Annotated in this window: 28 protein-coding genes; 23 read left to right on the top strand and 5 right to left on the bottom strand. The window is 72.9% G+C overall.

Going from position 1 to position 23,673, the window contains the following annotated elements:
- Positions 1-11 precede the first annotated feature (11 nt).
- From AMOR_RS10060 to AMOR_RS10045, 4 genes are all read right to left on the bottom strand, one after another.
- A complete protein-coding gene (locus AMOR_RS10060) occupies positions 12-824 on the bottom strand; it encodes a DUF6600 domain-containing protein (protein ID WP_248360677.1) in 813 nt (270 codons plus the stop codon).
- A gap of 375 nt (positions 825-1,199) precedes the next feature.
- Positions 1,200-1,994 carry an EcsC family protein gene (locus AMOR_RS10055; protein WP_248360676.1) on the bottom strand — a complete coding sequence of 265 codons (795 nt, stop codon included), beginning with the start codon at positions 1,992-1,994 and terminating at the stop codon, positions 1,200-1,202.
- Between the two features lie 46 nt (positions 1,995-2,040).
- On the bottom strand, positions 2,041-2,523 hold the full coding sequence (locus AMOR_RS10050) for an adenosine-specific kinase (protein WP_248360675.1): 483 nt from the start codon (positions 2,521-2,523) through the stop codon (positions 2,041-2,043).
- Positions 2,524-2,645: 122 nt separating this feature from the next.
- Complete coding sequence (locus AMOR_RS10045) at positions 2,646-2,852, bottom strand: hypothetical protein (protein ID WP_248360674.1); 207 nt, start codon at positions 2,850-2,852, stop codon at positions 2,646-2,648.
- Between the two features lie 328 nt (positions 2,853-3,180).
- On the opposite strand from AMOR_RS10045, the gene AMOR_RS10040 reads away from it, so the two are divergent.
- The gene (locus AMOR_RS10040) at positions 3,181-3,384 is read left to right on the top strand and encodes a cold-shock protein (RefSeq protein WP_248360673.1); all 204 of its coding nucleotides are present in this window, start codon (positions 3,181-3,183) and stop codon (positions 3,382-3,384) included.
- Positions 3,385-3,464: 80 nt separating this feature from the next.
- Here AMOR_RS10040 and AMOR_RS10035 read toward each other — a convergent pair whose 3' ends face one another.
- A complete protein-coding gene (locus AMOR_RS10035; RefSeq protein ID WP_248360672.1) occupies positions 3,465-3,698 on the bottom strand; it encodes a hypothetical protein in 234 nt (77 codons plus the stop codon).
- Between the two features lie 299 nt (positions 3,699-3,997).
- Between AMOR_RS10035 and AMOR_RS10030 the strand changes: the two genes are divergently transcribed.
- From AMOR_RS10030 to AMOR_RS09925, 22 genes are all read left to right on the top strand, one after another.
- Complete coding sequence (locus tag AMOR_RS10030) at positions 3,998-4,909, top strand: 4Fe-4S dicluster domain-containing protein (protein WP_248360671.1); 912 nt, start codon at positions 3,998-4,000, stop codon at positions 4,907-4,909.
- Positions 4,902-6,149: an NrfD/PsrC family molybdoenzyme membrane anchor subunit gene (gene nrfD, locus AMOR_RS10025; RefSeq protein ID WP_248360670.1), complete on the top strand. Its 1,248-nt coding sequence runs from the start codon at positions 4,902-4,904 to the stop codon at positions 6,147-6,149. The genes AMOR_RS10030 and nrfD overlap by 8 nt, the downstream gene beginning before the upstream one ends.
- Before the next feature lie 9 nt (positions 6,150-6,158).
- Positions 6,159-6,506: a c(7)-type cytochrome triheme domain-containing protein gene (locus tag AMOR_RS10020; protein ID WP_248360669.1), complete on the top strand. Its 348-nt coding sequence runs from the start codon at positions 6,159-6,161 to the stop codon at positions 6,504-6,506.
- Positions 6,507-7,062: 556 nt separating this feature from the next.
- The gene (locus AMOR_RS10015; protein WP_248360668.1) at positions 7,063-7,812 is read left to right on the top strand and encodes a glycine cleavage system protein H; all 750 of its coding nucleotides are present in this window, start codon (positions 7,063-7,065) and stop codon (positions 7,810-7,812) included.
- A 199-nt stretch (positions 7,813-8,011) separates the two neighbouring features.
- Positions 8,012-8,443 carry a PAS domain-containing protein gene (locus AMOR_RS10010; protein ID WP_248360667.1) on the top strand — a complete coding sequence of 144 codons (432 nt, stop codon included), beginning with the start codon at positions 8,012-8,014 and terminating at the stop codon, positions 8,441-8,443.
- 2 nt (positions 8,444-8,445) lie between these two features.
- Positions 8,446-9,006, top strand: coding sequence for a hemerythrin domain-containing protein (locus tag AMOR_RS10005; protein WP_248360666.1), 561 nt, complete (start codon positions 8,446-8,448; stop codon positions 9,004-9,006).
- Between the two features lie 87 nt (positions 9,007-9,093).
- Entirely contained in the window at positions 9,094-9,789 is a 696-nt protein-coding gene (gene ric, locus AMOR_RS10000; RefSeq protein ID WP_248360665.1) for an iron-sulfur cluster repair di-iron protein, read from the top strand.
- Positions 9,783-10,271, top strand: a complete 489-nt coding sequence (locus tag AMOR_RS09995) for a hemerythrin domain-containing protein (protein WP_248360664.1) — start codon at positions 9,783-9,785, stop codon at positions 10,269-10,271. The genes ric and AMOR_RS09995 overlap by 7 nt, the downstream gene beginning before the upstream one ends.
- A 171-nt stretch (positions 10,272-10,442) precedes the next feature.
- Positions 10,443-11,525, top strand: a complete 1,083-nt coding sequence (locus AMOR_RS09990; protein ID WP_248360663.1) for a hypothetical protein — start codon at positions 10,443-10,445, stop codon at positions 11,523-11,525.
- Entirely contained in the window at positions 11,526-13,748 is a 2,223-nt protein-coding gene (locus tag AMOR_RS09985; protein WP_248360662.1) for a molybdopterin oxidoreductase family protein, read from the top strand.
- Entirely contained in the window at positions 13,745-14,377 is a 633-nt protein-coding gene (locus tag AMOR_RS09980; protein ID WP_248360661.1) for a 4Fe-4S dicluster domain-containing protein, read from the top strand. Before AMOR_RS09985 ends, AMOR_RS09980 begins: the two co-directional genes overlap by 4 nt.
- A gap of 3 nt (positions 14,378-14,380) precedes the next feature.
- Positions 14,381-14,881, top strand: a complete 501-nt coding sequence (locus tag AMOR_RS09975; protein WP_248360660.1) for a Rieske 2Fe-2S domain-containing protein — start codon at positions 14,381-14,383, stop codon at positions 14,879-14,881.
- Positions 14,882-14,883: 2 nt separating this feature from the next.
- On the top strand, positions 14,884-15,123 hold the full coding sequence (locus AMOR_RS09970) for a DUF6755 family protein (protein WP_248360659.1): 240 nt from the start codon (positions 14,884-14,886) through the stop codon (positions 15,121-15,123).
- Positions 15,116-15,736: an HPP family protein gene (locus tag AMOR_RS09965; protein WP_248360658.1), complete on the top strand. Its 621-nt coding sequence runs from the start codon at positions 15,116-15,118 to the stop codon at positions 15,734-15,736. Before AMOR_RS09970 ends, AMOR_RS09965 begins: the two co-directional genes overlap by 8 nt.
- 51 nt (positions 15,737-15,787) lie before the next feature.
- The gene (locus AMOR_RS09960) at positions 15,788-16,678 is read left to right on the top strand and encodes an ROK family protein (protein WP_248360657.1); all 891 of its coding nucleotides are present in this window, start codon (positions 15,788-15,790) and stop codon (positions 16,676-16,678) included.
- 125 nt (positions 16,679-16,803) lie between these two features.
- On the top strand, positions 16,804-18,081 hold the full coding sequence (locus AMOR_RS09955; RefSeq protein WP_248360656.1) for an ABC transporter substrate-binding protein: 1,278 nt from the start codon (positions 16,804-16,806) through the stop codon (positions 18,079-18,081).
- A gap of 75 nt (positions 18,082-18,156) precedes the next feature.
- Complete coding sequence (locus AMOR_RS09950) at positions 18,157-19,281, top strand: carbohydrate ABC transporter permease (RefSeq protein ID WP_248360655.1); 1,125 nt, start codon at positions 18,157-18,159, stop codon at positions 19,279-19,281.
- On the top strand, positions 19,278-20,114 hold the full coding sequence (locus tag AMOR_RS09945) for a carbohydrate ABC transporter permease (protein WP_248360654.1): 837 nt from the start codon (positions 19,278-19,280) through the stop codon (positions 20,112-20,114). Before AMOR_RS09950 ends, AMOR_RS09945 begins: the two co-directional genes overlap by 4 nt.
- A 29-nt stretch (positions 20,115-20,143) precedes the next feature.
- Positions 20,144-21,187: an L-glyceraldehyde 3-phosphate reductase gene (gene mgrA, locus AMOR_RS09940; protein ID WP_248360653.1), complete on the top strand. Its 1,044-nt coding sequence runs from the start codon at positions 20,144-20,146 to the stop codon at positions 21,185-21,187.
- A 121-nt stretch (positions 21,188-21,308) separates the two neighbouring features.
- The gene (locus tag AMOR_RS09935) at positions 21,309-21,992 is read left to right on the top strand and encodes a glutathione S-transferase family protein (protein ID WP_248360652.1); all 684 of its coding nucleotides are present in this window, start codon (positions 21,309-21,311) and stop codon (positions 21,990-21,992) included.
- An 82-nt stretch (positions 21,993-22,074) separates the two neighbouring features.
- Complete coding sequence (locus AMOR_RS09930) at positions 22,075-22,698, top strand: TetR/AcrR family transcriptional regulator (RefSeq protein WP_248360651.1); 624 nt, start codon at positions 22,075-22,077, stop codon at positions 22,696-22,698.
- 93 nt (positions 22,699-22,791) lie between these two features.
- Complete coding sequence (locus tag AMOR_RS09925; RefSeq protein ID WP_248360650.1) at positions 22,792-23,541, top strand: SDR family NAD(P)-dependent oxidoreductase; 750 nt, start codon at positions 22,792-22,794, stop codon at positions 23,539-23,541.
- Positions 23,542-23,673 lie beyond the last annotated feature (132 nt).

The following is a 23,673-nucleotide window of genomic DNA, read 5'->3' as shown; positions in this document are numbered from 1 at the left end:
GGGCGTGCAGCTCAGCGCCGGGTCGCGTCCGGGGAGGGCGCCGGGCGTGGCGCGCGGGTCGGCGTCGGCCTCGCCCCGGGGGACGGTCGCGGCGCAGGCGCCGGCCGGTAGGCCGGCGCGGTCCCGTCCCTCGCGCCGCGCCTGGCCTCGGCCGGCGTCGGTACCGGGACGATCCGGACCGGCGGCACCGGGCGCCCGACGGCGCGCTCGACCCCGCGGTGCGAGGGGCCGCCGCCGGGCGGCGGGGGGACCGTCGACCAGCGCGGCGGCGGCGCAGGCCGGGTGGCGCGGACGAGGTGCGGCGCGCGCGCGGGCGGGTACGCCACCTGCTCGACGCGCACGCCGACGAACCGCGGGATGGGCACGAAGATCCACACGCCCGGCTCGATCGGGGGCGGATCCACCCACCCGCCGACGATCCCGGGCCAGAGCGGCGCCCATCCCACGACGCCGCCGCCCATGCGCCACGCGACCCACGCCGGCGCCCACTCGAACCCCGGGATCCACAGCCAGCCGAGCACCGGATCGTGCACCCAGCGCCCGTAGTGGTACGTCGCCCACCCCCATGGCTCGTCGGTGGTCCAGAGCCAGCCCTCGTCCGTCCAGATCCACTCACCGTGATAGTACGGGCGCCAGCCCGGGCCGACGTGCAGCGGGCGCCACACGGTGCCGTACGGCGCGAACGTGATCCACTCGCCGTCCGCGGCCAGGTTGCGCTCGAACGTCTCGAGCGTGACGTTCGCCGGGGCCGGCGGATCGGCGCGGACGACGACGCCGAGCGGCACCGCGACCGCGAGGAGCGCGACGAGGAGCATGCGCCTCATGGCTTCACCCGAGGGATCGATGGCCGGCGCGGTCGGCCCTCCGCGCCGGCCGCCTCGCTTCCGCGCCGGGCCGAAAGATCGAAGGGCCGCCTCGCGGGGCGGCCCCTCTTCACCCGGGGGACGATGGACCCGTGCGCGCGAGCCGTCGCCGGGTCCGGACGATGCCGGAGTGCCGGCTCAGGAGAGGGGAGAAGCCCCTCGAGCCTGCGGCTTCACGGGAGGGCCGTCGCGGGACTGTCGCGCGTTCCCCCGGGCTGAGGAGAGCGTAACGCCGCCCCGTGGCGGCGAAAGCCGGCACTTGGGCTGGCCCGCGAGCGCCAGACGTCCGAGCGCGTTCGCTCGGAGGGGGCGCGGGGGGAGGGGCGCTCGAATCGATCAGGTTGCCTCGTAGGCGCGCCGGACCTCGCCGGCGCCGTGGAGCCGCTCGAGCCGGCGGATCGTGAAGTGAGCCCAGGCGGTCTCCTGGTAGTGGCTCATGAAGAGCGCGTTCACCGCCGCGCCGCCGGCGGCCCCGAGCACCGGGACGAGCTGCGCCGCGGCCTTGTCGGTGACGGCGATCCCGAGCCGCTGCGTGATGCGCGCCACGAGCTGCAGGAGGGCCGGCGCGCTCCGCTCCGAGAGCGCCTCGGCGAGGCCGCGCTCCGCGACGTACTCCGCGGCGTGGCTCACCGCGCGGGCGAGCGTGGCGCGGATCGCGAAGTACCCCGCGTCCGCCGCGTCGTCGCCGCGGGACCGCGTGCCGTACGCGAACACGGTGAGGCACTCGAGGCGCGCCGCGACGCCCGAGAGATCCTCGCCCTGCGCCCGCCCGTGGTCGGCGATGGACCGGAGCATCACGGTCAGCGAGAAGGGCAGCTCGACGACGAGGCCAGCGAGGCCGGCCGCACCGCCGACCGCACCGCTCGCGACCACCGCGCCGCGGTGGAGCCAGTCTGCGGCCTTGCCGGTCCGCCGGCCGTCGAGCGTCCGGAGCGCGGCATCGAGCGCCGCCTCGAGGGCGCGGCGCGTCCCGTCCGCCACGACGCGCTGGGCGCCATCCGGTAGCCGCCGCACGAGCGCCTCGATGGGCGAGCCGATCGTGTCGGTGAGCCGGATCGCGAGGCTCGGGCTCTCGAGGATGGCCCGAGCGCGGGCGAGGGCGGCGTGGTCGTCCGGGGAGAGCGGCGGCATCAACGCCATCATAGGAGGTGCGCGGACGCGGCGCGCGCCGCGCCGGTCAGAGCTTGTACCCGAACCGGCGGAGGAGCTGCTTCCGCTCGTCGACGTCCTTCCCCGTCTCGACGCCGAGCGGCGCGCCGCCGTCCACCACCCCGGCGATCCCGCGGCCGCCCGCGGTCTCCGCGACGAGGATCTCCACCGGGTTCGCGGTCGCGCAGAAGATCCCACAGACCTCCGGGACGAGCTTCAGCGCGTTCAGCACGCTCACCGGGAAGCCCTCGCGGAGGAGCACGACGAAGGAGTGCCCGGCGCCGATCGCGAGCGCGTTGCGGACCGCGAGGTCCACGAGGGCCGGGTCGTTCCCCGAGCGCCGCACCAGGCGCGGGCCGGAGGACTCGCAGAACGCGATCCCGAAGCGAAGGTGAGGGGAGCTCCCGGCGAGCGCCTCGTGGAGGTCCTCGACGGTCTTGATGAAGTGGGCCTGGCCCACGATGACGTTCACGTCCTCGGGCTTGTCGATCCTGACGGCGGTGAGCTCCATGGCGGCCTCCCCGCGCGCGGGACGGCGCCCGCGCGGGCTCGGCGACGCTAACGCCGCGGCCGGGACCGGGAGGCGGGCCCGAAGGGTCGGGCGCTCTCGCGGCCCCCGCTCGTGGCGGGCCGCTACCCGCTCGTCAGCGCGTCCACCGCCTGCATCGCGTGGAGCAGCTCCGGCGTGGGCTCGCGGCCGCGGTCCGCGTGCCGGAGAAGGCGGCGGGTCCGGTCGATCGCCTGGGCGAGACGCACGTTGTCGCTCGAGCTGCCGCTCCGGCGGAGCAGATCCTCGGCGGTCCGGAGCCGCTTCTTCACGTCTGAGATGGCGTCGTTCATGAGCGACCTCGTCCCGTCAGGGCCACCACCGGGCGAGGGGACGTGAGGTCGCCCGGTGAGCCCGCCGCGGACGCGCAGACCTGCCGCCCGCACCCCGGCCGAACCGGTCGGGGTGTCACAGACATAACGTGGATTGGCCCCGGCGTCGCGGGAACGCCGCCCGCCCGGTCGTGCGGCAGGGCGCGGCCGACGAAAAGCGGGCGTCCGGTCGGATCCTTCTCGACACGAGCGCCCACACCGGCTAACGGTTGAGCCCGCCTCATTTCGGGGCAACACCGAGCGCCGGCAGCTGCCGTCCTCGGAACAGAGCACAGAAACGAGTTCAGAGATGGCGACCGGTACCGTGAAGTGGTTCAACGACGCGAAGGGCTTCGGCTTCATCACGCAGGACGGCGGCGGCGAGGACGTGTTCTGCCACCACACTGCGATCCAGGCCCAGGGGTTCCGCAGCCTGGCCGAGGGCCAGAAGGTGGAGTTCGACATCACCCGCGGCCCCAAGGGCCTGCAGGCGGCGAACGTCCGCGCGATCTGATTCACCTCACGAAAATGAAGCAGCACCGGAGCCCGGGCCGCGAGGTCCGGGCTCTCGTCGTCTCGGGGGTTCGCCGACAGCTACGCCGATGTCCGGCGGATCTGCGTGCGGACCTTCTTCAGCTTGCCGTGCGCCATCGCGAGCGCGTCCTCTGCTGCGCCCAGCGTGTCCTCGGCCGCCGTCGCGACGGTGTTCGTGGTCAGCTTCACGAGCTTGCGCCCCACGTCCTGCAGCGTCCGCCCGAGCTCCTCGAGCTCGCGCGCGAGCGGGGTCGCCCTGGCCTTCCGCGTCGTCGTGGTCGTGCTGGTTCTCATGTCGTCACCTCCCTCGGCTTTGGTAACGCACCGGGTCGACGCCGGGGGCGGAGTCCGGGGTCGCCGCGAAGGGCCGCAGCGGAGTGGGCGCGACAGGAACGCGCGGTGAGGAACCGGCGTGAGGGCTCGCGCTTCCTCGCCCCGACCCCGAGCCATTTGCGCAGGCCCGGCGTGCGCTCGCCGGCCGCGTCGAGATCCTCGACACCGCTGAGTTTTTCGCCATCGCCGAGGTGATCGACCGCAGGCGAGCGAGCGGCGCGCGAAGGTATCGTGCTCGGGTACATCGCGCGGGGGGCGCCATGAGGATCGGACGCAGGGGGCTGTTGAAGGTCGCAGGCGCGAGCGCGGCAGGGGCGGGGCTCCTCGCCGCGCGCGTGACGCGCGCATCGTCGTCGACGGCGATCGACCCGCCGGGCGTGCTCGTCGACACCACGCTCTGCGTGGGTTGCCGCGCCTGCGAGGCCGCGTGCAGCGAGGCGAACGCGCTGCCGCCGCCGCCCGAGGACGACCGCGTGCTCGACGCGCGGCGCGACACCACCCAGGACGCCTTCACGGTGGTGAACCGGGCCGAGAAGGCGCCCGGCGAGCCGCGGTTCGCGAAGAAGCAGTGCATGCACTGCCTCTCGCCCGCGTGCGCGTCCGCGTGCCCGGTCCGTGCGATGGACAAGCAGCCGGAGGGCCCGGTCACCTACGACGCGTCCCGCTGCATGGGCTGCCGCTACTGCATGCTGGCGTGCCCGTTCGACGTGCCGCGGTACGAGTACGGCAGCAACGCGCCGCGCGTCCGGAAGTGCTCGTTCTGCGCGGAGCGGCAGGCGCGCGGGCAGAAGCCCGCGTGCACCGAGGTGTGCCCCTCGGGCGCGCTCACCTTCGGGAAGCGCGCGGAGCTGCTCGAGGTCGCGAAGACGCGCATCTACACGAACCCGGGCCGCTACCTCCACCACGTCTACGGAGAGCGGGAGGCCGGCGGCACGAGCTGGCTCTACATCGGGGACCTGGACCTCTCCGCGCTCGCCCTCCGCACCGACGTCCCCGAGCGGCCGTACCCGGATCTCGTCGCCGGCGCCCTCGGCGCTCCGCCGTTCGTGATGACGCTCTGGCCCCCGCTCCTGATGGGCCTCTACGCCTTCTCGCGGCGCCGCAACGAGGCGGCCCACGACTCCGAAGCGGCTCCGGCCGGCGGCGACGCCGGGGAGGACCACCATGGCTGAGCTCCCGGTCGCTGTGACTCGCCCGTCGTTCTTCCGCGAGAAGATCCTCCTCGGCATGAGCCTGCCCGCGTACCTGCGGTCGCTCCTCACGCCGGTGAACGCGGTCGCCGCCGCGATCCTCGTGGTCGGCGTCCCGCTCCTCGTCTACCGGTTCGCGGTCGGCCTCGGCGCGACCACGAACCTGTCCCAGTCGACGCCGTGGGGCATCTGGATCGGCTTCGACATGATGACCGGGATCGTGCTCGCCGCCGGGGGCTTCACCATCGGCGCGACGGTCCAGCTGTTCGGCCTGCACGAGTACCACCCCATCGAGCGGCCGGCGATCCTCACCGCCTTCCTCGGCTACCTCATGGCGGTGTTCGGGCTCCTCGCCGACCTCGGTCGGCCCTGGAACATCGTCCAGGCGATGTTCAACTACGGCACGGCGTCGGTGCTGTTCGAGGTCGCGTGGTGCGTCATGTGCTACACGACCGTGCTCCTCCTCGAGTTCACCGTCCCGCTCTTCGAGTGGCTCGGGTGGAAGCGGGTCCACGGGATCCTGAAGAAGGCGCTGGTGGCCCTCACGGTGCTGTCGGTGATCTTCTCGACGATGCACCAGTCCGCGCTCGGGTCGCTCTTCCTGCTCGCGCCGACCAAGCTCCACCCGCTCTGGTACACGCCCTACATCTTCATCTTCTTCTTCATCTCCGCGATCATCGCCGGCATCTCGATGGTCGTGGTCGAGAGCATGATCTCGCATCGCGTCTTCCACTCGCAGGTCGCCGGGCAGCACGTCGACGTGGACAAGCTCACGCTCGGCCTCGGGAAGGCGGGCGCGGTCGTGATGTTCGCGTACTTCTTCCTGAAGCTGCAGGGCGTCATCGACGGGCACGCCTGGGGGTACCTGCGGACCGGGTACGGCGCCTGGTTCCTCGTCGAGACGGTCGGGTTCGTGCTCGTGCCGTCGCTCCTCTACGCGTTCGGCGCGCGGAGCGGCCGGGTCGGGCTCGTCCGCGCGGCGGGCGTGATGGGCGTCCTCGGCATCGCGCTCAACCGCCTGAACGTCTCGGTCATCGCCATGAACTGGAACCGCCCGGACCGGTACGTGCCGAGCTGGATGGAGATCTGGGTCTCGATCACGCTCTGCACCATCGGCGTGCTCGCGTTCCGGTGGATCGTGAACCGCATGCCCATCCTGCGCGAGGATCCCGCGTTCGCGGAGGGGCACGCGCCCGCGGGCCCCAGCACGATGGCGGGGTAGGAGGCCGACATGACGAGCTCGCACGGTGGGTCGAGGTGGATCACGGCGGCGCTGGGGCTCCTCGCGGCCGCGGCGGTCGCAGCGAAGGAGCTCCCCGCGCTCCCGCAGGATCTCGCGCTCGCGCGGACCGGCGACAGCCCGGGCCAGGTGACGTTCCGGCACGTGAGCCACGTCGACGCGGACAAGGCGTCGTGTGTCTCGTGCCATCCGCGGCTGTTCAGCGTCCTCGGGCGCTCGAGCGAGAAGCGTGCGCCCGCGGTGACGCACGCGCGGATGGAGAAGGGCGAGGCCTGCGGCGCGTGCCACGGCAAGAAGGCCTTCGGCTTCGACGACTGCACCGCCTGCCACGCACAGTGAAGCACCCGTCCCGTTGATCGACGCGGGCGCCTCCACCCGGAGCGCGCCCGCGTCCCGTTCGTGGGCGTCGCGCCGCCGGGGCCCACGCACCACCGCGCGTTCCGGCCCGCGCGCACCCCCTGGCGTGCGACACGACGGCAGTCGGGAAACTCAGCAGGGCGTTGCGGTCCTCGCCAGCGCCGCTCCCGCGCCGTAACCCACGAGAAGCACTGAGGCTCGCGCCGCGAGCGCTCCCGCCCCGCTGCGGTTCTCAGCGAAGAGGGCCCGCGCGCTCTCTCTGGCGGACGCCCCGTCCGAGCGCCGCGCGCGCCGGAACCCCGCGGATCGAGGGGATTCACGCTCGGAGAACGTCCTCGACGTGCCGCTGGCGCGTCGCTTGCGATGGAGAGAGGTCGAGAGATGTCGAGCAGCGGACCCGCAGCACAACGACCGGAAGGAGCACGTCATGATGTTCGCCTTCGCGCTGGCCCTCGTCGGAATCGTCGTCCTCGCCAGCTTCGAGTACGCCGCCTCCCGGTAGCTGGACACGGAACGCTCAGACACTGTGGAGGACGCCATGGGTCACGAGTTCCTCTCCATCTACCCCGCCAAGCTGATGGAGTACTGCCTGGCCATCGGCTACCTCCTCCTCTTCATCCCGTTCTGGCGGTACGTGCAGGGCGGGCCGCGCGTCGCGCGGGAGGCGGTGCGGCCGGCGGTGCCCGCCCGCCCGGCGATCGCCGCGGCGATGGCCGCGCTGCGCCCCGCCGGCGCGACCGTCATCCCGCGCCCGGCGGCCGCCGGGTGGTTCCACGTGCCACAGGGCGTGCACCTCCACCCGGGCCACACCTGGGCGCGGCTCGAGCCGGACGGCCTCGTGACGGTCGGGATCGACGACTTCGCGCACAAGCTCGTCGGCCCGGCCGCGGTCGAGCTGCCCGCGGTCGGCGCGCACGTCGCCCAGGGCGAGCCGGCCATCGAGCTCCGCGACGAGGACCGCGACGTCCCGCTGCTCTCTCCCATCGACGGGACCGTGGTCGCGGTGAACCCGGCCGCGAAGACCAACGACGCCGCCCTCGACGATCCGTACGGCGCCGGCTGGCTCTTCAAGGTGAAGGCGCCGCGCCTCGCCGCGAACCTCCGGCAGCTCCACGTCGACGCGCCCGCCCGCCGGCTGCTCGAGGAGGCGGAGGAGACGCTGGCGCTCCGGATGAGCCCGGAGCTGGGCCGCGTGCTCCAGGACGGCGGCACGCCCGTGCACGGGATCGCCCGGGCGCTCGCCGGCGACGAGTGGGACGCGCTCGCCCGGGAGTGCTTCCTCACCTGAAGGGTGTTGCTCGAGGGGAGACCTGCAGGCCCGACCGGTACCGGCCGGGCCTGCGCCGTCTCGCTACGGTATTTCGGTGCTGCACCAAGTTTCGGTGGACCGCACCGAGGCGTGGGTGCACCGCCCGGGCCGCGAGAGGCGAAGGCGCGGGGATCCGGCGCGCCGGCCGCTGGCCGGTCTTTCGCAAGGAGTCACCACCATGGACCTCGACCTCTACCGGCAGATCGTCGAAGGCAGCCCCGATGCGGTCATCCTCGGCGACCGCGAGGGTGTCATCCGGCTCTGGAACGCGGGCGCCACCGCGATCTTCGGCTTCACCGCCGAGGAGGCGATCGGTCGCTCGATGGATCTCATCATCCCGGAGCGGCTGCGGGCGCGACACTGGGACGGCTACAACCGGACCATGGTGACCGGCGTGAGCCGCTACGGCGCGGGTGACCTGCTCGCCGTGCCGGCGGTGACGAAGGACGGCCGCAGCATCTCGATCGAGTTCACGATCCAGATGCTGAAGGGCCCGGCGGGCGAGATCCTCGGCCCGGTCGCGATCATCCGCGACGTGACGAAGCGGTTCCAGCGCGAGAAGGAGCTGGCGCGGCGCCTCAAGGAGCTCGAGGCGAAGGGGGCGCGGTAGCGATGCTCACCCGGCTCGGAAGGCCTCCCGCGGCGGGAGACGCGGTCGATCTCCTGCTCGAGTGCCACGAGCGGATCCGCTTCTTCCTCGCGATGGCGAGGCGGCTCGCGGAGGCCGGCCCGGCGGACCGGGAGGGCGTGCCCGAGGCGGCCGCCCGCGTCCGCCGGTACTTCACCCAGGCGCTCCCGCTGCACGCGCGCGACGAGGAGGAGTCGATCCTCCCGCGCCTCCGGGGCCGCGATCCCGCGGTGGACGCCGCGCTGGACGCCATGGCCCGGGAGCACGCCGAGCACGAGGGTCCCCTCGGGAGGCTCGTCGCCGCCTGCGAGGCGGTCGCCGCGGCGCCGGCGCGTCATGCGGAGCTCGCGCCGGTCATCGGTGCGGCGACCGCAGAGCTCGAGCGCCACTTCTCCGGTCACCTGCGGCGCGAGGAGGAGATCGTCTTCCCCGCGATGCGCCGCCTCCTGGATCGCGGGGCGGACGCGGACATCGTCCGCGAGCTCCGGGCGCGGCGTGGCGTCGTCGAGCCGGACCTGGCGCCCGCGCCGCCGGGCGCGCGGTAGGCTCCACCGCCGGACGCGCGCCGCCCGGTGCGCGCCGGCGCGCGGCACGGGACGTGCTTCCTTGGTGCTCCAAGGAGATACGAAACGATGCCATCCCTCGACCGCAGCGCGACCGTCGCCCAGATCGTCACCGAGCACTTCGTGGCGGCGCGCGTCTTCCAGAAGCACCAGATCGACTTCTGCTGCCACGGCGACGTCACCGTCGCCGAGGCCTGCCGCGACCGCCCGCTCGACCCGGAGCAGGTCTTCGCCGAGCTGGAGGCGACCATCCCGGCGTCCGGTCCGGATGCGTCCGAGGACCCGCGCGCCCTCTCCACCGCCGCCCTGGTGGCGCGGATCGTCGATCGCCACCACGGCTACCTCCGCCGGCAGCTCCCGTTCATCAGCCCCCTCGTGTCGAAGGTCGCGCGCGTCCACGGCGCGCGGAACGACAGGCTCGCCGCGGTGGCGGACGCGTTCCTCGAGCTGAAGGAGGCCCTCGAGCCGCACCTCGATCAGGAGGAGGAGGTCCTCTTCCCGGCGCTCGTGGCGCGCCGGCCGGATCTCGAGGTCGTCCGGCGCGAGCTCGAGACCATGCACGCGGACCACCTCGCGGTGGGCGCGCTCCTCGCGCGGATCCGCGCCCTGACGGACGGCTTCACGACGCCCGAGTGGGGCTGCAACACGTACCGGGTGGTGATGAGCGAGCTCGAGGCGCTGGAGGCGGACGTGCTCCGGCACGTGCACCTCGAGAACCACGTCCTCATGCCGCGGTTCGCCCGGAAGGAAGGGGCGTCGTGCTGAGCGGGCTCGCGACGGCGCCCCTGCGCCGTGCGCGCGCCCGGGTGCGCGAGGTCCTCGACGGGATCTCCGAGCGCGTCGGCGCCCTCGCGGCGGAGCCCGCTGCGGGGCGAGCCGGGGCGATGCGCGCCATCGTCGCGGACCTCGACGCGTGCCTCCGGCCCCACCTCGACTGGGAGGAGCGCACCGTTCACCCAGTCGTCGACAAGTTCGCGTGCGAGGGCCCCGCCGCGTTCAGCGCTTCGATGCGGTACGAGCACGAGATCATCCAGCGCTCGCTCACCGACCTCGAGCGGCGCACCGGCGCCGGCGACGCCGCCACGTTCGCGCGCCACGCGGACCGGCTCCTCGGCGTCCTCTTCGCGCACTTCGAGCTCGAGGAGGAGGTGCTGTTCCCGATCCTCGACCGGACGATGAGCCCCGAGGCGTTCCGGACCGCCGTCGGCGACGGCCCGGCGGCGCGCCGAGGAGCGGGCGGCTCCTGAGCCGCGACGCACGCCCGTCGGGACCTCCGGCGCCCGGCGCCTCGCCGGGGCCCCGATCGCGCAGCGACCCCCGCGAGGCCGCCGTCGTCCGCGCGCGGAAGGGTCTCTTGCGGCGGTGCGGTGCCGGTCCTTATCCCAGCGTGAGCAGCAGCGAGGGGGCGGGGTGGGCGGGTGAACCGGTCGGACGTCATCGGCGGGCAGGGCGGCGCCGACGTGTGCCGCGCGACGCTCTGGGGCCTGCTCGTGGCCGGCCTCGTCGTCGCCGGCATCGTCGCCGGCAGCCGCGGCCTGAAGGACTTCGACACCGCGCTCGTCCCCTACGCCGGCGCGAGCGTCTTCGCCGCGTTCGGCCTCGGGTATCGGTACTCGATGTGGCTCCGGCGCCCGCCGACGCGGCTCTACTGGTTCCGCGGGTGGCAGCTCTTCCTCGTGCCGCGGCGGCTGCCACGGAACCTGGGCCGGCTCGTCGAGCGGCTCGTCTCGAGCTTCGCCCTGCAGCGCTTCATCTGGAACCGCGCGCGCCTCCGTTGGGCGGCGCACTGGCTCATCTTCTGGGGCTGCCTCCTCGCCGCGGCGGTGACGTTCCCGCTCTCCTTCGGCTGGATCCGGTTCGAGACGCTGCGGGACCGGCAGGACGTGTACCAGGCGTTCGTGTTCGGGGTCCCGGTGTTCCGGTTCGCGCTCGCGAGCGTCGTCGCGCCCTGGATCTTCCAGGTGCTGGACGTCTCGGCGGTGCTGGTGATCGCCGGGATCGCCTTCGCGCTCTGGCGGCGCGGCCGGGACCGCGGCGCGCTGGCCGTCCAGCAGCTCGCGAACGACCTCGTGCCGCTCGTGATCCTGTTCGCGATCTCCGCCACCGGGATCCTGCTCACCGTCTCGACGCACTGGGTGCGCGGCTTCCACTACGGGTTCCTCTCCCAGCTGCACGCGGTGACCGTGATCCTCGGGCTCGTCTACCTGCCGTTCGGCAAGTTCTTCCACGTGTTCCAGCGGCCCGCGCAGCTCGGCATCGCGTTCTACAAGGACGCGGGCGCGGCCGGCCCGCAGGCGACCTGCGCGCGGTGCGGCCTGGCCTTCGGGTCCGCGCTCCACGTCGGAGACCTCAAGGACGTCGAGGCGGCGCTCGAGATCCGCTTCCGGACCGCGGGCCCGCACTACCAGGACTTCTGCCCGGCCTGCCGCCGCAAGATGCTCGCGGTGACGCAGGACGGGCTGTGGCGCGCCGCGGGCCGGCCGCGCCCGGAGGTGCCCTGAATGGCGAAGCTCCCCGCCTCCGTCCCCGAGCTCGTCGCCCGCTTCGGGCCGCACGCCCAGCGCGAGCCGCCCGGCGGGTGGACGACGCGCGGCGAGCCCGACCGCATCGTGAAGACGCACTGCTGCTTCTGCGGACAGCAGTGCGGGATCCAGCTCAAGGTCAAGGACGAGAAGGTCGTCGGGTTCGAGCCCTGGGAGGACTTCCCGTTCAATCGCGGGAAGCTCTGCCCGAAGGGCGTGAAGCGGTACCTCCAGGACGCCCACCCGGATCGGCTCCTCTCGCCGCTCGAGCGCGTCGAGGGCGGGGGGTTCCGCCCGCTCGCGTGGGAGGCGGCGCTCGACCGGACGGCGCGGGAGATCCGGCGCATCCAGGAGGCGCACGGCCCGGACGCGTTCGCGATCCTCACCGGCGCGTCCCTCACCAACGAGAAGGCCTACCTCATGGGCAAGCTCGCCCGGGTGGCCGTCCGCACCGCGAACATCGACTACAACGGCCGGCTCTGCATGGTGTCCGCCGGCGCCGCGTCGAAGAAGGTGTTCGGGGTCGACCGGAGCGCGAACCCGTGGAGCGACATCCCGAAGGCGGAGGCGCTCCTCATCGCCGGCGCGAACGTCGCCGAGTGCGCGCCCATCACCACGGACTACGTCTGGCAGGCGCGCGAGGCCGGCGCGCGCATCATCGTCCTCGACCCGCGCCTCACGCCCATCGCGCGGACGGTGGACCTCTTCATCCCGGTCCGGCCCGGCGGCGACATCGGCGTCTTCAACGCGATGCTCCACGTGATGATCGAGCGCGGGTGGATCGACCGCCGCTTCCTCGCCGAGCACACCACCGGGTGGGACGCGGTGGAGGAGACGGTGCGCCGGTACACGCCGGAGGTCGGCGCGAGGATCGCGGGGGTCCCGGCCTCCCTCATCGTGAAGGCCGCCGAGATCTGGGGGCCGGCACGGACGAGCTTCCTCCTGCACGCGCGCGGGATCGAGCACCACACGAAGGGCGTCGAGAACTGCCTCGCCGCGCTGAACCTCGTCCTCGCGACCGGCCGCATCGGCCGCGAGGGCTGCGGCTACGCGATGATCACCGGCCAGGGCAACGGCCAGGGCGCGCGCGAGCAGGGGCAGAAGTGCGATCAGCTCCCCGGGTCGCGCGACGTCGAGAACCCGGAGCACCGCCGGCACGTCGCCGAGGTCTGGGGCGTCCCGGAGGCGTCCATCCCGCACAAGGGGCTCTCGGCGGTGCCGCTCGTGGAGGCGATCCACGACGGGAAGATCAAGGGGCTCCTCCTCATCTGCTTCAACCCCATGGTCTCGCTCCCGGACCAGGCCTTCATCCGGGAGGCGCTCGAGCGGCTCGAGTACTTCGTCGCGATCGACTTCTTCCTCTCCGAGACCGCGCGCTACGCGGACGTCGTGCTCCCCGGGTCGCTCATGGAGGAGGACGAGGGGACGACCACGAACGTCGAGGGGCGCGTCATCCACCACCGGCAGGCGGTGGCGCCGCCCGCGGGCGCGCGCGAGGACTGGCGCATCGTCTGCGACCTCGCCGCCCGGCTCGGCGCGGGGGACAAGTTCGCCTATCGCTCCACCCGGGAGATCTTCGACGAGCTGCGGGTCGCGTCGCGGGGCGGCGTCTCGGACTACTTCGGCATCACGTGGGAGCGGATCGACGCAGAGCACGGCGTGTTCTGGCCCTGTCCGTCGCTCGACCACCCGGGCACGCCGCGCCTCTACGAGGGCGCTCGCTTCGGCCACCCCGACGGCCGGGCCCACCTCCAGGCCGTCGACTGGCGGCCCGCGGCCGAGGAGCCGGACGCGGAGTACCCGATCATCCTCACCACCGGCCGCGTCGTCGCGCAGTATCTCTCCGGCACGCAGACGCGCCGCATCGGGGGCCTCGTCGACCAGACGCCGCAGCCGTACTGCGAGCTGCACCCGCGCCTCGCCGGGAAGCTCGGCGTGAGCGACGGCGACTTCGTGTCCGTCGAGAGCCGCCGCGGGACGACGGTGGTGCGCGCGCTCGTCACGACGACGATCCGGCCGGACACCGTGTTCGTGCCGTACCACTGGCCGGTGGAGCGCGCGGCGAACAACTGCACGATCCGGGCGATCGACCCGGTCTCGAACATCCCCGAGTTCAAGATCTGCGCGGTCCGGGTCCGCAAGGTCGAGCGGCCCCACGACGCCATCGCCCGGCTCGCGCCCGAGGCGGGGGGCGTCGTGTGAGCGACCTCGCGTTCTTCATCGACTACTCCCGCTGCATCGGGTGCCGCGCCTGCGTGCAGGCGTGCGAGGAGTGCGACACGCACCGGGGCCGCTCGCTCATTCACCTCGAGACGATCGAGCGGGCCGACAGCGTCCAGACGGCGCCGCAGGTGTGCATGCACTGCAAGGACCCGATCTGCGCGCGCGTGTGCCCGGCCGACGCCATCAAGCAGACGCCCGACGGCGTGACGCAGAGCTCGCTCAAGCCGCGGTGCATCGGGTGCTCGAACTGCGTCCTCGCCTGCCCCTTCGGCGTCCCGAAGTACTTCGGCGCGATCGACCAGATGCTGAAGTGCGACTACTGCTACGACCGCACCAGCACCGGGAAGCGGCCGATGTGCGCGACCGTCTGCCCGTCGCAGGCGCTGGCGTTCACGACGCCCGAGGAGATCGAGCGGACGCGCCGGGGGCGGGCGGTGAACCGGTGGGTGTTCGGCGACGAGGTCGTCGAGACGAAGGTGTTCGTGATCGTCCCCGAGGCGGAGCGCGAGGTGCGGCTCGACCTCGTGTCGCTCGGGCGCGCGGAGGCGGCGGCGCCGCGGCCTCCCCACGAGCGGTACGACGTGGCGCGGCTCCTCGAGGAGGGCTGAGGCATGAGCGACGGTCCGGGCGCGAAGGCTCCGCGGTGGCGGCTCGACTTCCCGATCCGGTGGGACGAGGATCACTACGTCACCCGCCGCGAGCTCGCGAAGTTCCTCGCGCTCGGCTCGGCGCTGCTCGCCGCCGCGACGGGATCGGTGGCGCTCCTCGGCGACCGCTTCCGGCCGCGCGGCGGGCCGGCCGTCAGGATCGCCGACGCGGCGGCGATCGCGCCCGGCGGCTCGCTCCTCTTCCGGTACCCGACCGACGGGGACCCCTGCATCCTCCTCCGCCTCGCGGACGGCCGGCTCGTCGCGTACTCGCAGGTGTGCACGCACCTGTCCTGCGCGGTCGTCCACGAGCCCGGCTCGACCGACCTCTTCTGCCCGTGCCACCACGGGTGGTTCGGGGTCGCGGACGGGCGCCCGCTCGCGGGTCCGCCGCGGCGGCGCCTCCCGCGGATCCTCCTCGAGGAGCGCCGCGGCGCGATCTTCGCGGTCGGGGTGGAGGCTTGAGCGTGGAGACGCGGGCACAGGGGCTGGCGCTGTTCACCGCGATCTGCTTCCTCGTCGGGACGCTCGTCGTGATCCAGCTCTGGCTGCTCGCGGCCGCGCTCGAGGCGGCGCTCGCGGCCGAGCCCGGCGTCCTCCTCCCCGCCACGGTCGCGTCCGTCCTCCTGCTCCTCGTGAACGGCGGGCTCGTCTGGTACGTCGTCGACTTCGACCGTCGCCTGCGGAAGGTGTCGCCCGATGGCTGAGGCCCGCGCGCGCCGTCACCCGGTCGATCTCGCCGAGCCGGCGGTCACGCGGGGGCTCCTGGCGCGCCTGCGGCTCACGGCGCTCCTCCACCGCTTCGACGAGCGCCACGTCCGCGCGGCCTTCATGCTCGTGAACGGGTTCGTGACGATCGCGCTGCTCGGCGTGCTCGCCTGGATCAGCCGGCAGCCGTTCGTGTTTCCGTCGCTCGGCCCGACCGCCTTCCTCTTCTTCTTCAACCCCTCCTCCCCGAGCGCGACGCCGCGGAACGCGATCGTCGGCCACGCCATCGGGATCGCCTGCGGGTACGCGTCGCTCGTGCTCTTCGGCCTCGAGCACGCTGGGGCGGCGACGGCGGTCGGGGTGACGCCGCCGCGCGTGCTCGCCGCCGCGCTCTCCTTCGCCTTTACCGGCTCGCTCATGATCCTCGCCCGCGCAGCGCATCCGCCGGCCGGGGCCACCACCCTCCTCATCTCGCTCGGCGCGATCACCGCGCCGCCGCACCTGCTCCTCATCGAGGTCGCGGTCGCGCTGCTCGCGCTCCAGGCGATCGGCATCAACCGGCTGGCCGGGCTCGACTACCCGCTGTGGGCGCGGCGATCTGCGGACTCGTGATGCGCGAGGCTGCAATGGTCTGCTGATCGCCGCGGACGGGAGCGAGCCTCGATGCGCATCGGCGTGGACATGGGCGGCACGAAGATCGAGGCGGTCGCGCTCGACGAGAGCGGCCGCCCCCTGCTCCGCCGCCGCGTGCCCACCCCGCGCGACGACTACGGCGCCACCCTCGGCGCCATCGCCGGGCTGGTCCGGGAGCTCGAGCTCGCGGTGGGCGAGCCGGGCACGGTCGGCGTCGGCATCCCCGGCGCGCTCTCCCCCGCGACGGGCCTCGTGAAGAACTCCAACGCGACCTGGATCGTCGGGCGCCCGCTGGACCGCGATCTCGCCGCGCGCCTCGGCCGTCCCGTGCGGCTCGCGAACGACGCCAACTGCTTCGCGCTCTCCGAGGCGACGGACGGCGCCGGCCGCGGCGCCGTCGTGGTGTTCGGCGTCATCCTCGGCACCGGCTGCGGGGGCGGGGTCGTGGTCCGTGGACAGGTGCTGACCGGCCGGAACGCCATTGCGGGCGAGTGGGGGCACAACCCGCTGCCCTGGGCCGGCGAGGGCGAGTGGCCCGGGCCGCCCTGCCACTGCGGCCGCCGCGGCTGCGTCGAGGGGTTCGTCTCCGGCACCGGCCTCGAGCGCGACTTCCGCGAGGCGACGGGCGAGGCGGCGGGGGCCCGCGAGATCGTCGCGCGCGCCGCCGCCGGGGATGGGGCGGCAGAGGGGGCGGTCGGTCGCCTGGAGGATCGCCTCGCGCGGGCTCTCGCGGCTGTCGTGAACCTCCTGGACCCGGACGTGATCGTGCTCGGCGGCGGGCTGTCCAACGTGGCGCGGCTCTACGAGACGGTCCCGGGCCTCTGGGCGCGGTGGATCTTCTCGGATCGCGTCGACACGCCGCTCCTCCCGCCGGTGCACGGCGATGCGAGCGGCGCGCGGGGCGCGGCCTGGTTGTGGTGACGCAGCGTGACGCACGTGACGCACCGTGACGCGACGATCGGACGCCCCCCGAGGGCTCGCCACGGGAGGGCCAGCGACAACCACCCACCGACGGATCCAGCCTGTGGGCACCGTGAGGAGGCACCATGAATAGACGAGGTTCGCTCTTGCTGGCCGTCGCAGCGGCGGCGCTGTTCGCCGCGTCGAACGCCCGCGCGCAGGAGAAGCTCGAGATCTTCTCCTGGTGGGCGGGGGACGAGGGTCCCGCGCTGAAGGCGCTCATCGATCTCTACTCGGCGCAGAACCCGAAGGTCCAGGTGATCAACTCGACCGTCACCGGCGGCTCGGGGGTCAACGCGCGGGCCGTGCTCAAGACCCGCATGCTCGGCGGCGATCCGCCGGACTCGTTCCAGGTCCACGCCGGCCAGGAGCTCATCGGCACGTGGGTGGTCGCGAACCGGATGGAGGATCTGAGCGGCCTCTTCAAGAGCGAGGGCTGGAACCAGGTGTTCCCGCCGGGCCTGCTGGGGCTGCTCTCGGCCCGCGGCGGTGTCTGGAGCGTGCCGGTGAACATCCACCGCTCGAACGTGATGTGGTACGTGCCCGCGAACCTGAAGAAGTGGGGCGTCACGCCGCCAAAGACCTGGGACGAGTTCCTCGTCACCTGCAAGACGCTGCAGCAGAAGGGCGTGCAGCACCCGCTCGCGCTGGGCGAGAACTGGACCACGGTGCACCTCTGGGAGTCCGTGGCGCTCGGCGTGCTCGGACCCGACGACTGGGCGGGGCTCTGGAGCGGCAAGCTCAAGTTCACGGACCCGAAGGCCGTCGCCGTCTGGAACACCTTCGGGAAGGTGCTCGCGTGCACGAACCCCGACGCGTCCGGCCTCTCGTGGCAGCAGGCGACGGACCGCGTGCTGAAGGGCGGCGCCGCGTTCAACGTGATGGGCGACTGGGCGGCGGGCTACATGACGACGACGCTCAAGCTGAAGCCGGGCGAGGGGTTCGGCTGGGCGCCGTCCCCCGGGACGAGCGGCGTCTTCATGATGCTGTCCGACTCCTTCGGCCTGCCGAAGGGCGCGAAGCACCGCGACGCGGCGATGAAGTGGCTGAAGCTCCTCGGCTCGAAGGAGGGGCAGGACACCTTCAACCCGCTGAAGGGCTCCATCGCGGCGCGGCTCGACTCGGACCTCACCAAGTACAACGCTTACCTCCAGTCCGCGGCGAAGGACTGGAAGAGCAACAAGGTCGTGGGGAGCCTCGCCCACGGCGCCGTGGCGCCGGAGAGCTTCTCGAGCCAGTTCGGCACGGTGATGGAGATCTTCACGTCCGGCAACAACGCCCAGGCGGCCGCCAGCGCGGCGCAGGCCATCGCCGACCAGGTCGGCCTCGGCGCGGCCACGCCGGCCGCGCCTGGACGCGGGTAGGGCGGGCGCGGTCGCGCTCGAGCGTCCCGCCCGGCGCCACGCCGGGCGGGACGGCGAGCGCGCCGGAGGGCGCCGATGAAGTGGGGCAGGCACACGAACCAGGTCACCGGGTTCCTCGTCGTCCTCCCCTCGATCGTCCTCGTCGGGATCTTCGTCTACGGCTTCATCGGCCGGACGGTGTGGGCGTCGCTCACCGACTGGGGGCGCGATCCGGCCCAGGCGCTCGCGATCCGGCCGGTGACGCGGTTCATCGGGCTCGACAACTACCGCGCGCTCTTCACCGGCGTGATCGACGGCCGCTTCCGCCAGGACCTCGTGAGCACCGTCTTCTTCACGCTGTTCTTCCTCGCGGGGTGCCTCCTGCTCGGGCTCCTGCTCGCGATCCTCATCGACCACAAGCCGCGGGGCGAGGGCGTCTTCCGCGGCATCTTCCTGTTCCCGTTTGCGCTCTCGTTCGTGGTGACCGGCACGATCTGGCGCTGGCTGCTCCAGCCCGGCGGCGGCGTGAACGTCCTGCCCACGGCGGTCGGGCTCCCCGCCGGCTCCTTCGGCTGGCTCACGTCGCGGCGGCAGGTCTGGCAGTTCGACTGGAACGATCTGACCGTGATCGTCCCCCTGCTCGTCGCGGCGGGGCTCGCGGCCGCCGCGGCCCTGGCGGTCCGCGCCGGGCGACGCCGGCGCGGCATGGTGGCGGCGGCGGCTGCGCTCCTCGTGACCGGCTGGGCCGTCGTGGGCGGGCGCGCGGTGACGCTGCTGCCCTTCCCGGAGCAGCATGGCTTCAACCTCGCGTTCATCGGGATCGTCGTCGCCGCCGTCTGGCAGATGGCCGGCTACACGATGGCGCTCTATCTCGCCGGCCTCACCGGCGTCTCCGAAGAGCTCCGCGAGGCGGCGGTGGTGGAGGGCGCCACCGGGTGGCAGCTCTACACGCGGATCATCCTCCCGCTCCTGGCGCCGATCACGCTCTCCGCGATGATCGTCCTCGGCCACATCAGCCTGAAGATCTTCGACCTCGTCTTCGCGATGGCCGGGCCGGACAACGCGCGCACCGACGTCCCCGCGCTGCTCATGTTCATCACCACGTTCCGCGCGAACCAGTTCGCGAAGGGCGCCGCCATCGGCGTGATCCTGCTCGTGCTCGTCGCGCTCATCGTGATCCCGTACCTCCGGAGCCAGCTCAGGGAAGGGCGGCGGTCATGAGGCGGGCCGTGGTCCGGAGCGGCTTCTCGTGGCGCTGGCTCATGTACGTCGTGCTGCTGCTCGCGGTCGGCTTCTTCCTCACGCCGGTCTACATGATGATCGTGACGGCACTGAAGGAGCCGGCGGCGATCGGCCTCGACACCGCGTGGGCGCTGCCGCCCGCCTGGAACTGGGCGAGCTTCGGCGAGGCGTGGACGTCGTTCCTGCCGAAGCTGAAGAACAGCCTCGTGCTCACGGTCACGGCCTCGGCGGCCTCCGCGCTCCTCGGCTCCCTCAACGGCTACGTGTTCGCGAAGTGGCCGTTCCCGGGGGCGAAGATCGTGTTCGCCTTCATCCTGTTCGGGATGTTCATCCCCTACCAGGCGATCCTCATCCCGCTCTTCCAGTTCATCCGGGCGATCGGGCTGTACGGGAGCATCTGGGGCCTCGTGCTCGTGCACACGGTCTACGGGCTCCCCATCACGACGCTCATCTTCCGAAACTACTACGTGGAGATCCCGGACGCGCTCATCGAGTCGAGCGAGCTCGAGGGCGCGGGCTTCTTCGCGATCTACCGCCACGTGGTCTTCCCGCTGTCGCTGCCGGGGTTCGTGGTGGTGATCATCTGGCAGTTCACCCAGATCTGGAACGAGTTCCTCTTCGCGGTGACCCTCTCGAACCCGGCGAGCCAGCCCATCACGGTGGCGCTCGCGCAGCTCGCCGGGGGCGAGGCGGTGAAGTGGAACCTCCCGATGGCCGGTGCGCTCCTGGCGGCGCTGCCGACGCTCCTCGTCTACGTCATCTTCGGCCGGTACTTCGTGCGCGGGCTCCTGGCCGGATCCGTGAAGGGCTAGGCCGGCCGCCGGCCTCCTCGGGAGGGCACATGACCCACGTCGCTGCAGCCGGGCGCTACGACACGATGACCTACCGTCCCTGCGGCCGGAGCGGGCTCCGCCTGCCGCTCCTCTCGCTCGGGCTCTGGCACAACTTCGGGGACACGACCCCGCTCGAGACCCAGCGCGAGATGGTCCGGACCGCGTTCGACCTCGGCATCACGCACTTCGACCTCGCGAACAACTACGGGCCGCCCTACGGCAGCGCCGAGGCGAACTTCGGGCGGATCCTCCGCGAGGACCTCGCCCCGTACCGCGACGAGCTGGTCGTCTCGACGAAGGCGGGCTGGGACATGTGGCCCGGCCCGTACGGGCAGGGCGGCGGCGGGCGGAAGTACGTGCTCGCGAGCCTGGACCAGAGCCTCCGCCGGCTCGGCCTCGAGTACGTCGACGTCTTCTACTCCCACCGGTTCGACCCGGACACGCCGCTCGAGGAGACGATGGGCGCGCTCGCGACGGCGGTGGCGCAGGGGAAGGCGCTCCACGTCGGCCTCTCCTCCTACTCCGCCGGGAAGACGCGCGAGGCGGCGGCGATCCTGCGCGAGTGGAAGGTGCCGGTCCTCATCCACCAACCGTCCTACAACCTCCTGAACCGCTGGATCGAGCGCGGGCTCCTCGACGTGCTCGGGTCGGAGGGGATCGGCTGCATCGCCTTCACCGCGCTCGCCCAGGGGCTGCTCACCGACAAGTACCTCGCCGGCGTTCCGAAGGACGCACGGATCAACCGGCCGGGCGGCGGATCCCTCCTCCGGGAGCACCTCTCCGAGGAGAACCTCACGCGGGTCCGGGCCCTGAACGAGCTCGCGCGGGCGCGCGGGCAGTCCCTCGCGCAGATGGCGCTCGCGTGGGTGCTCCGGGATCCGCGGGTGACGAGCACGCTCATCGGCGCGAGCTCGCCGGAGCAGATCCGCGAGAACGTGGCCGCGCTCTCGAACCTCGCCTTCTCCGAGGAGGAGCTCCGGGCCATCGACCGCCACGCGCAGGAAGGGCACGTGAACCTCTGGGAGCGGCCGAGCACGGATCAGAGGCCGTAGAGAAGGCTTCGGCCGGCGCGGCGTGCCCGTGCCCTTCGTGCCCGTAGGAGTCGCCAACGCGCGGGAGAGCCGAGCAACGTGCGCGTGGCGCTCGCAGAAGCGCCCGGCTATCCAACTCCAGATGCCTCACCTCAAGCTCGTCTCCTTCGAGCTCTGCCCGTACGTCGAGCGGAGCCGGATCGTCCTCCTCGAGAAGCGCGTCCCGCACGAGATCGAGTACATCGACCTCGCGAACAAGCCGGCCTGGTTCCTCGCCGTCTCGCCGATGGGGCGCGTCCCCGTCCTCCTCGTGGACGATCGCCCGGTGTTCGAGTCGATGGTCATCAACGAGCTCATCGACGAGCTCTACCCGTCGCCCCCGCTCCTACCCCCCGACCCGCTCGCCCGCGCCGAGGCCCGCGGCTGGATCGTGTTCGCGAACGACGTGGTCATGCCGGCGAGCGTCGCCGCGATGACCGCGCTCGCGGGCGGGCTCGGGGGCGACGCGCGCGCCAGGCCGCTCGCGACGCTCCGCGACGCGCTCGCGAAGCTCGAGGCGCAGCTCTCGCGCCGCGGTGGCCCGTGGTTCCTCGGCCGCGACTTCGGGCTCGTCGACGCGACGTACGCGCCGTTCCTCCGCCGCTGGCGCGCTGCCGAGGGGTGGGGCGCGCCGGAGGACCGGCTCCTCGCGGCGTTCCCGGCGGTCTCGGCCTGGGCCGAGGCGCTCCTCGCGCGGCCGAGCGTGGCGCAGGCCGCGCCGCGCGAGGTGGGTCCCCGCACGCGCGCGGCCTTCGCGAAGCGGGCGGCGAAGGCGGAGGCGGGCTAGGCGCGGTCGAGGGCACGAGGCGAGTTGCCGTGCGCTCGCGGAACGGTTACATACCACCCGGTCGGTATGGAGCCGACGTCCGATGGCGACCCGCGATCCCGAGGCCACGCGCAGCCACATCCTCCAGTCGGCGTACCGGGCCGTCTACGAGCAGGGCCTGTCCGCCACCTCGCTCGACCAGGTGCTCGCGCGCGCCGGCGTGACGAAGGGTGCCCTGTACCACCACTTCGCCGGCAAGAAGGAGCTCGGCTGCGCCCTCGTCGGAGAGGTGCTCGCGCCGCTCATCCTCGCGGAGTGGGTGGAGCCGCTGCGCACCACGAACGATCCCATCGGCGCGCTGCAGGAGCTGCTGCGCCGCCAGGCCTCGCTCCCGCGCGAGGACGTGATCCGCTTCGGCTGTCCGCTCAACAACCTGGCCCAGGAGGTGTCGTCGCTCGACGAGGAGCTGCGCGGTCGGCTCGAGGACGTCTTCGCGAGGTGGGTGGGGGCGCTCCGGGACGCGCTCGCCCGCGGCCAGGGCGCCGGCACGGTGCGCGCCGACCTCGACCCGGAGCGCGCGGCGCGCTTCGTGGTCGGCGCCATCGAGGGCGCGATCAGCCTGGCCAAGGTCGGCCGCGACGGCGCCGTGCTCCGCGGCAGCCTCGAGGAGCTGGCCGCGTACCTGGGCACGCTCCGGCCGGCGAAGGCCAGCCGGAAGAAGCGCTAGCGAGCCGTACCCGACCGAGACGTTGCGCGACGGCGCCCGCGGGGACAGACATACCGACCAGTTGGTATGTAAGCCCAGATCGGAGCGTTCCACATGTCGAAGAAGCTCGAGTCCAAGGTCGCCGTCGTCACGGGTGGCAGCACGGGCATCGGCCGCGCCGTCGCCCGCCACCTCGCGGAGGCGGGCGCCCGCGTCGTCGTCACCGGCCGGCACGAGGCCACGCTGAAGGAGTCGGCCGCCCAGCACCCCGACATCGTCTACCTCGTCGCGGACGTCGCGCAGCCGGAGGACGCCGCGCGCACGGTGGACGAGGTCCGGCGGCGGTACGGTCGCCTCGACATCCTCGTCAACAACGCGGGCGTGGCGCCCATGGTGCCGCTCCCGGACGCCAAGCCCGATCACGTCCGCGGCGTCTTCGACGTGAACGTGTCCGGGCTGATCGAGCTGACGCGCCAGGCGTTGCCGCTGCTCCGCGACGCGAAGGGCGTCGTCGTGAACGTGGCGAGCGTCGTCGCGGACCGCCCGTTCGCGAACATGTCCGTGTACGCCGCGAGCAAGGCGGCGGTGCTGGCGCTCACCCGCTCGTGGGCGAAGGAGCTGGCGCCCGACGGCGTGCGCGTGAACGCGGTCAGCCCCGGGCCGATCGAGACGCCCATCTTCGGAAAGACGGGCCTCGGGCCCGAGCAGCTCGAGGCGATGTCGTCGCGCATCCTCCAGGAGGTGCCGGCGAACCGGCTCGGACAGCCCGACGAGGCGGCCTCCGTCGTGGCCTTCCTGGCCTCGCCGCAGGCGAGCTACGTGACCGGCGCCCAGTACACCGTCGGCGGCGGCAGCGAGGCTTGACCGCCTCGCCGCAGGGGAGCGGAGGCCCGGCCGGACCGGAGCCGGGGGCGCGTGGCGCTCCGGACATGGCGTCGCCATGTTCGGAGGCGCCGCGTTTTCGGGTAGATTCGCGCCCCTTCTCTCTCCAACCTC

Source organism: Anaeromyxobacter oryzae, from assembly GCF_023169945.1.
Taxonomy (GTDB): Bacteria; Myxococcota; Myxococcia; order Myxococcales; family Anaeromyxobacteraceae; genus Anaeromyxobacter; species Anaeromyxobacter oryzae.
Note: the sequence above shows the minus strand (reverse complement) of the source record. Positions and strands in the feature narration are given on the sequence as shown.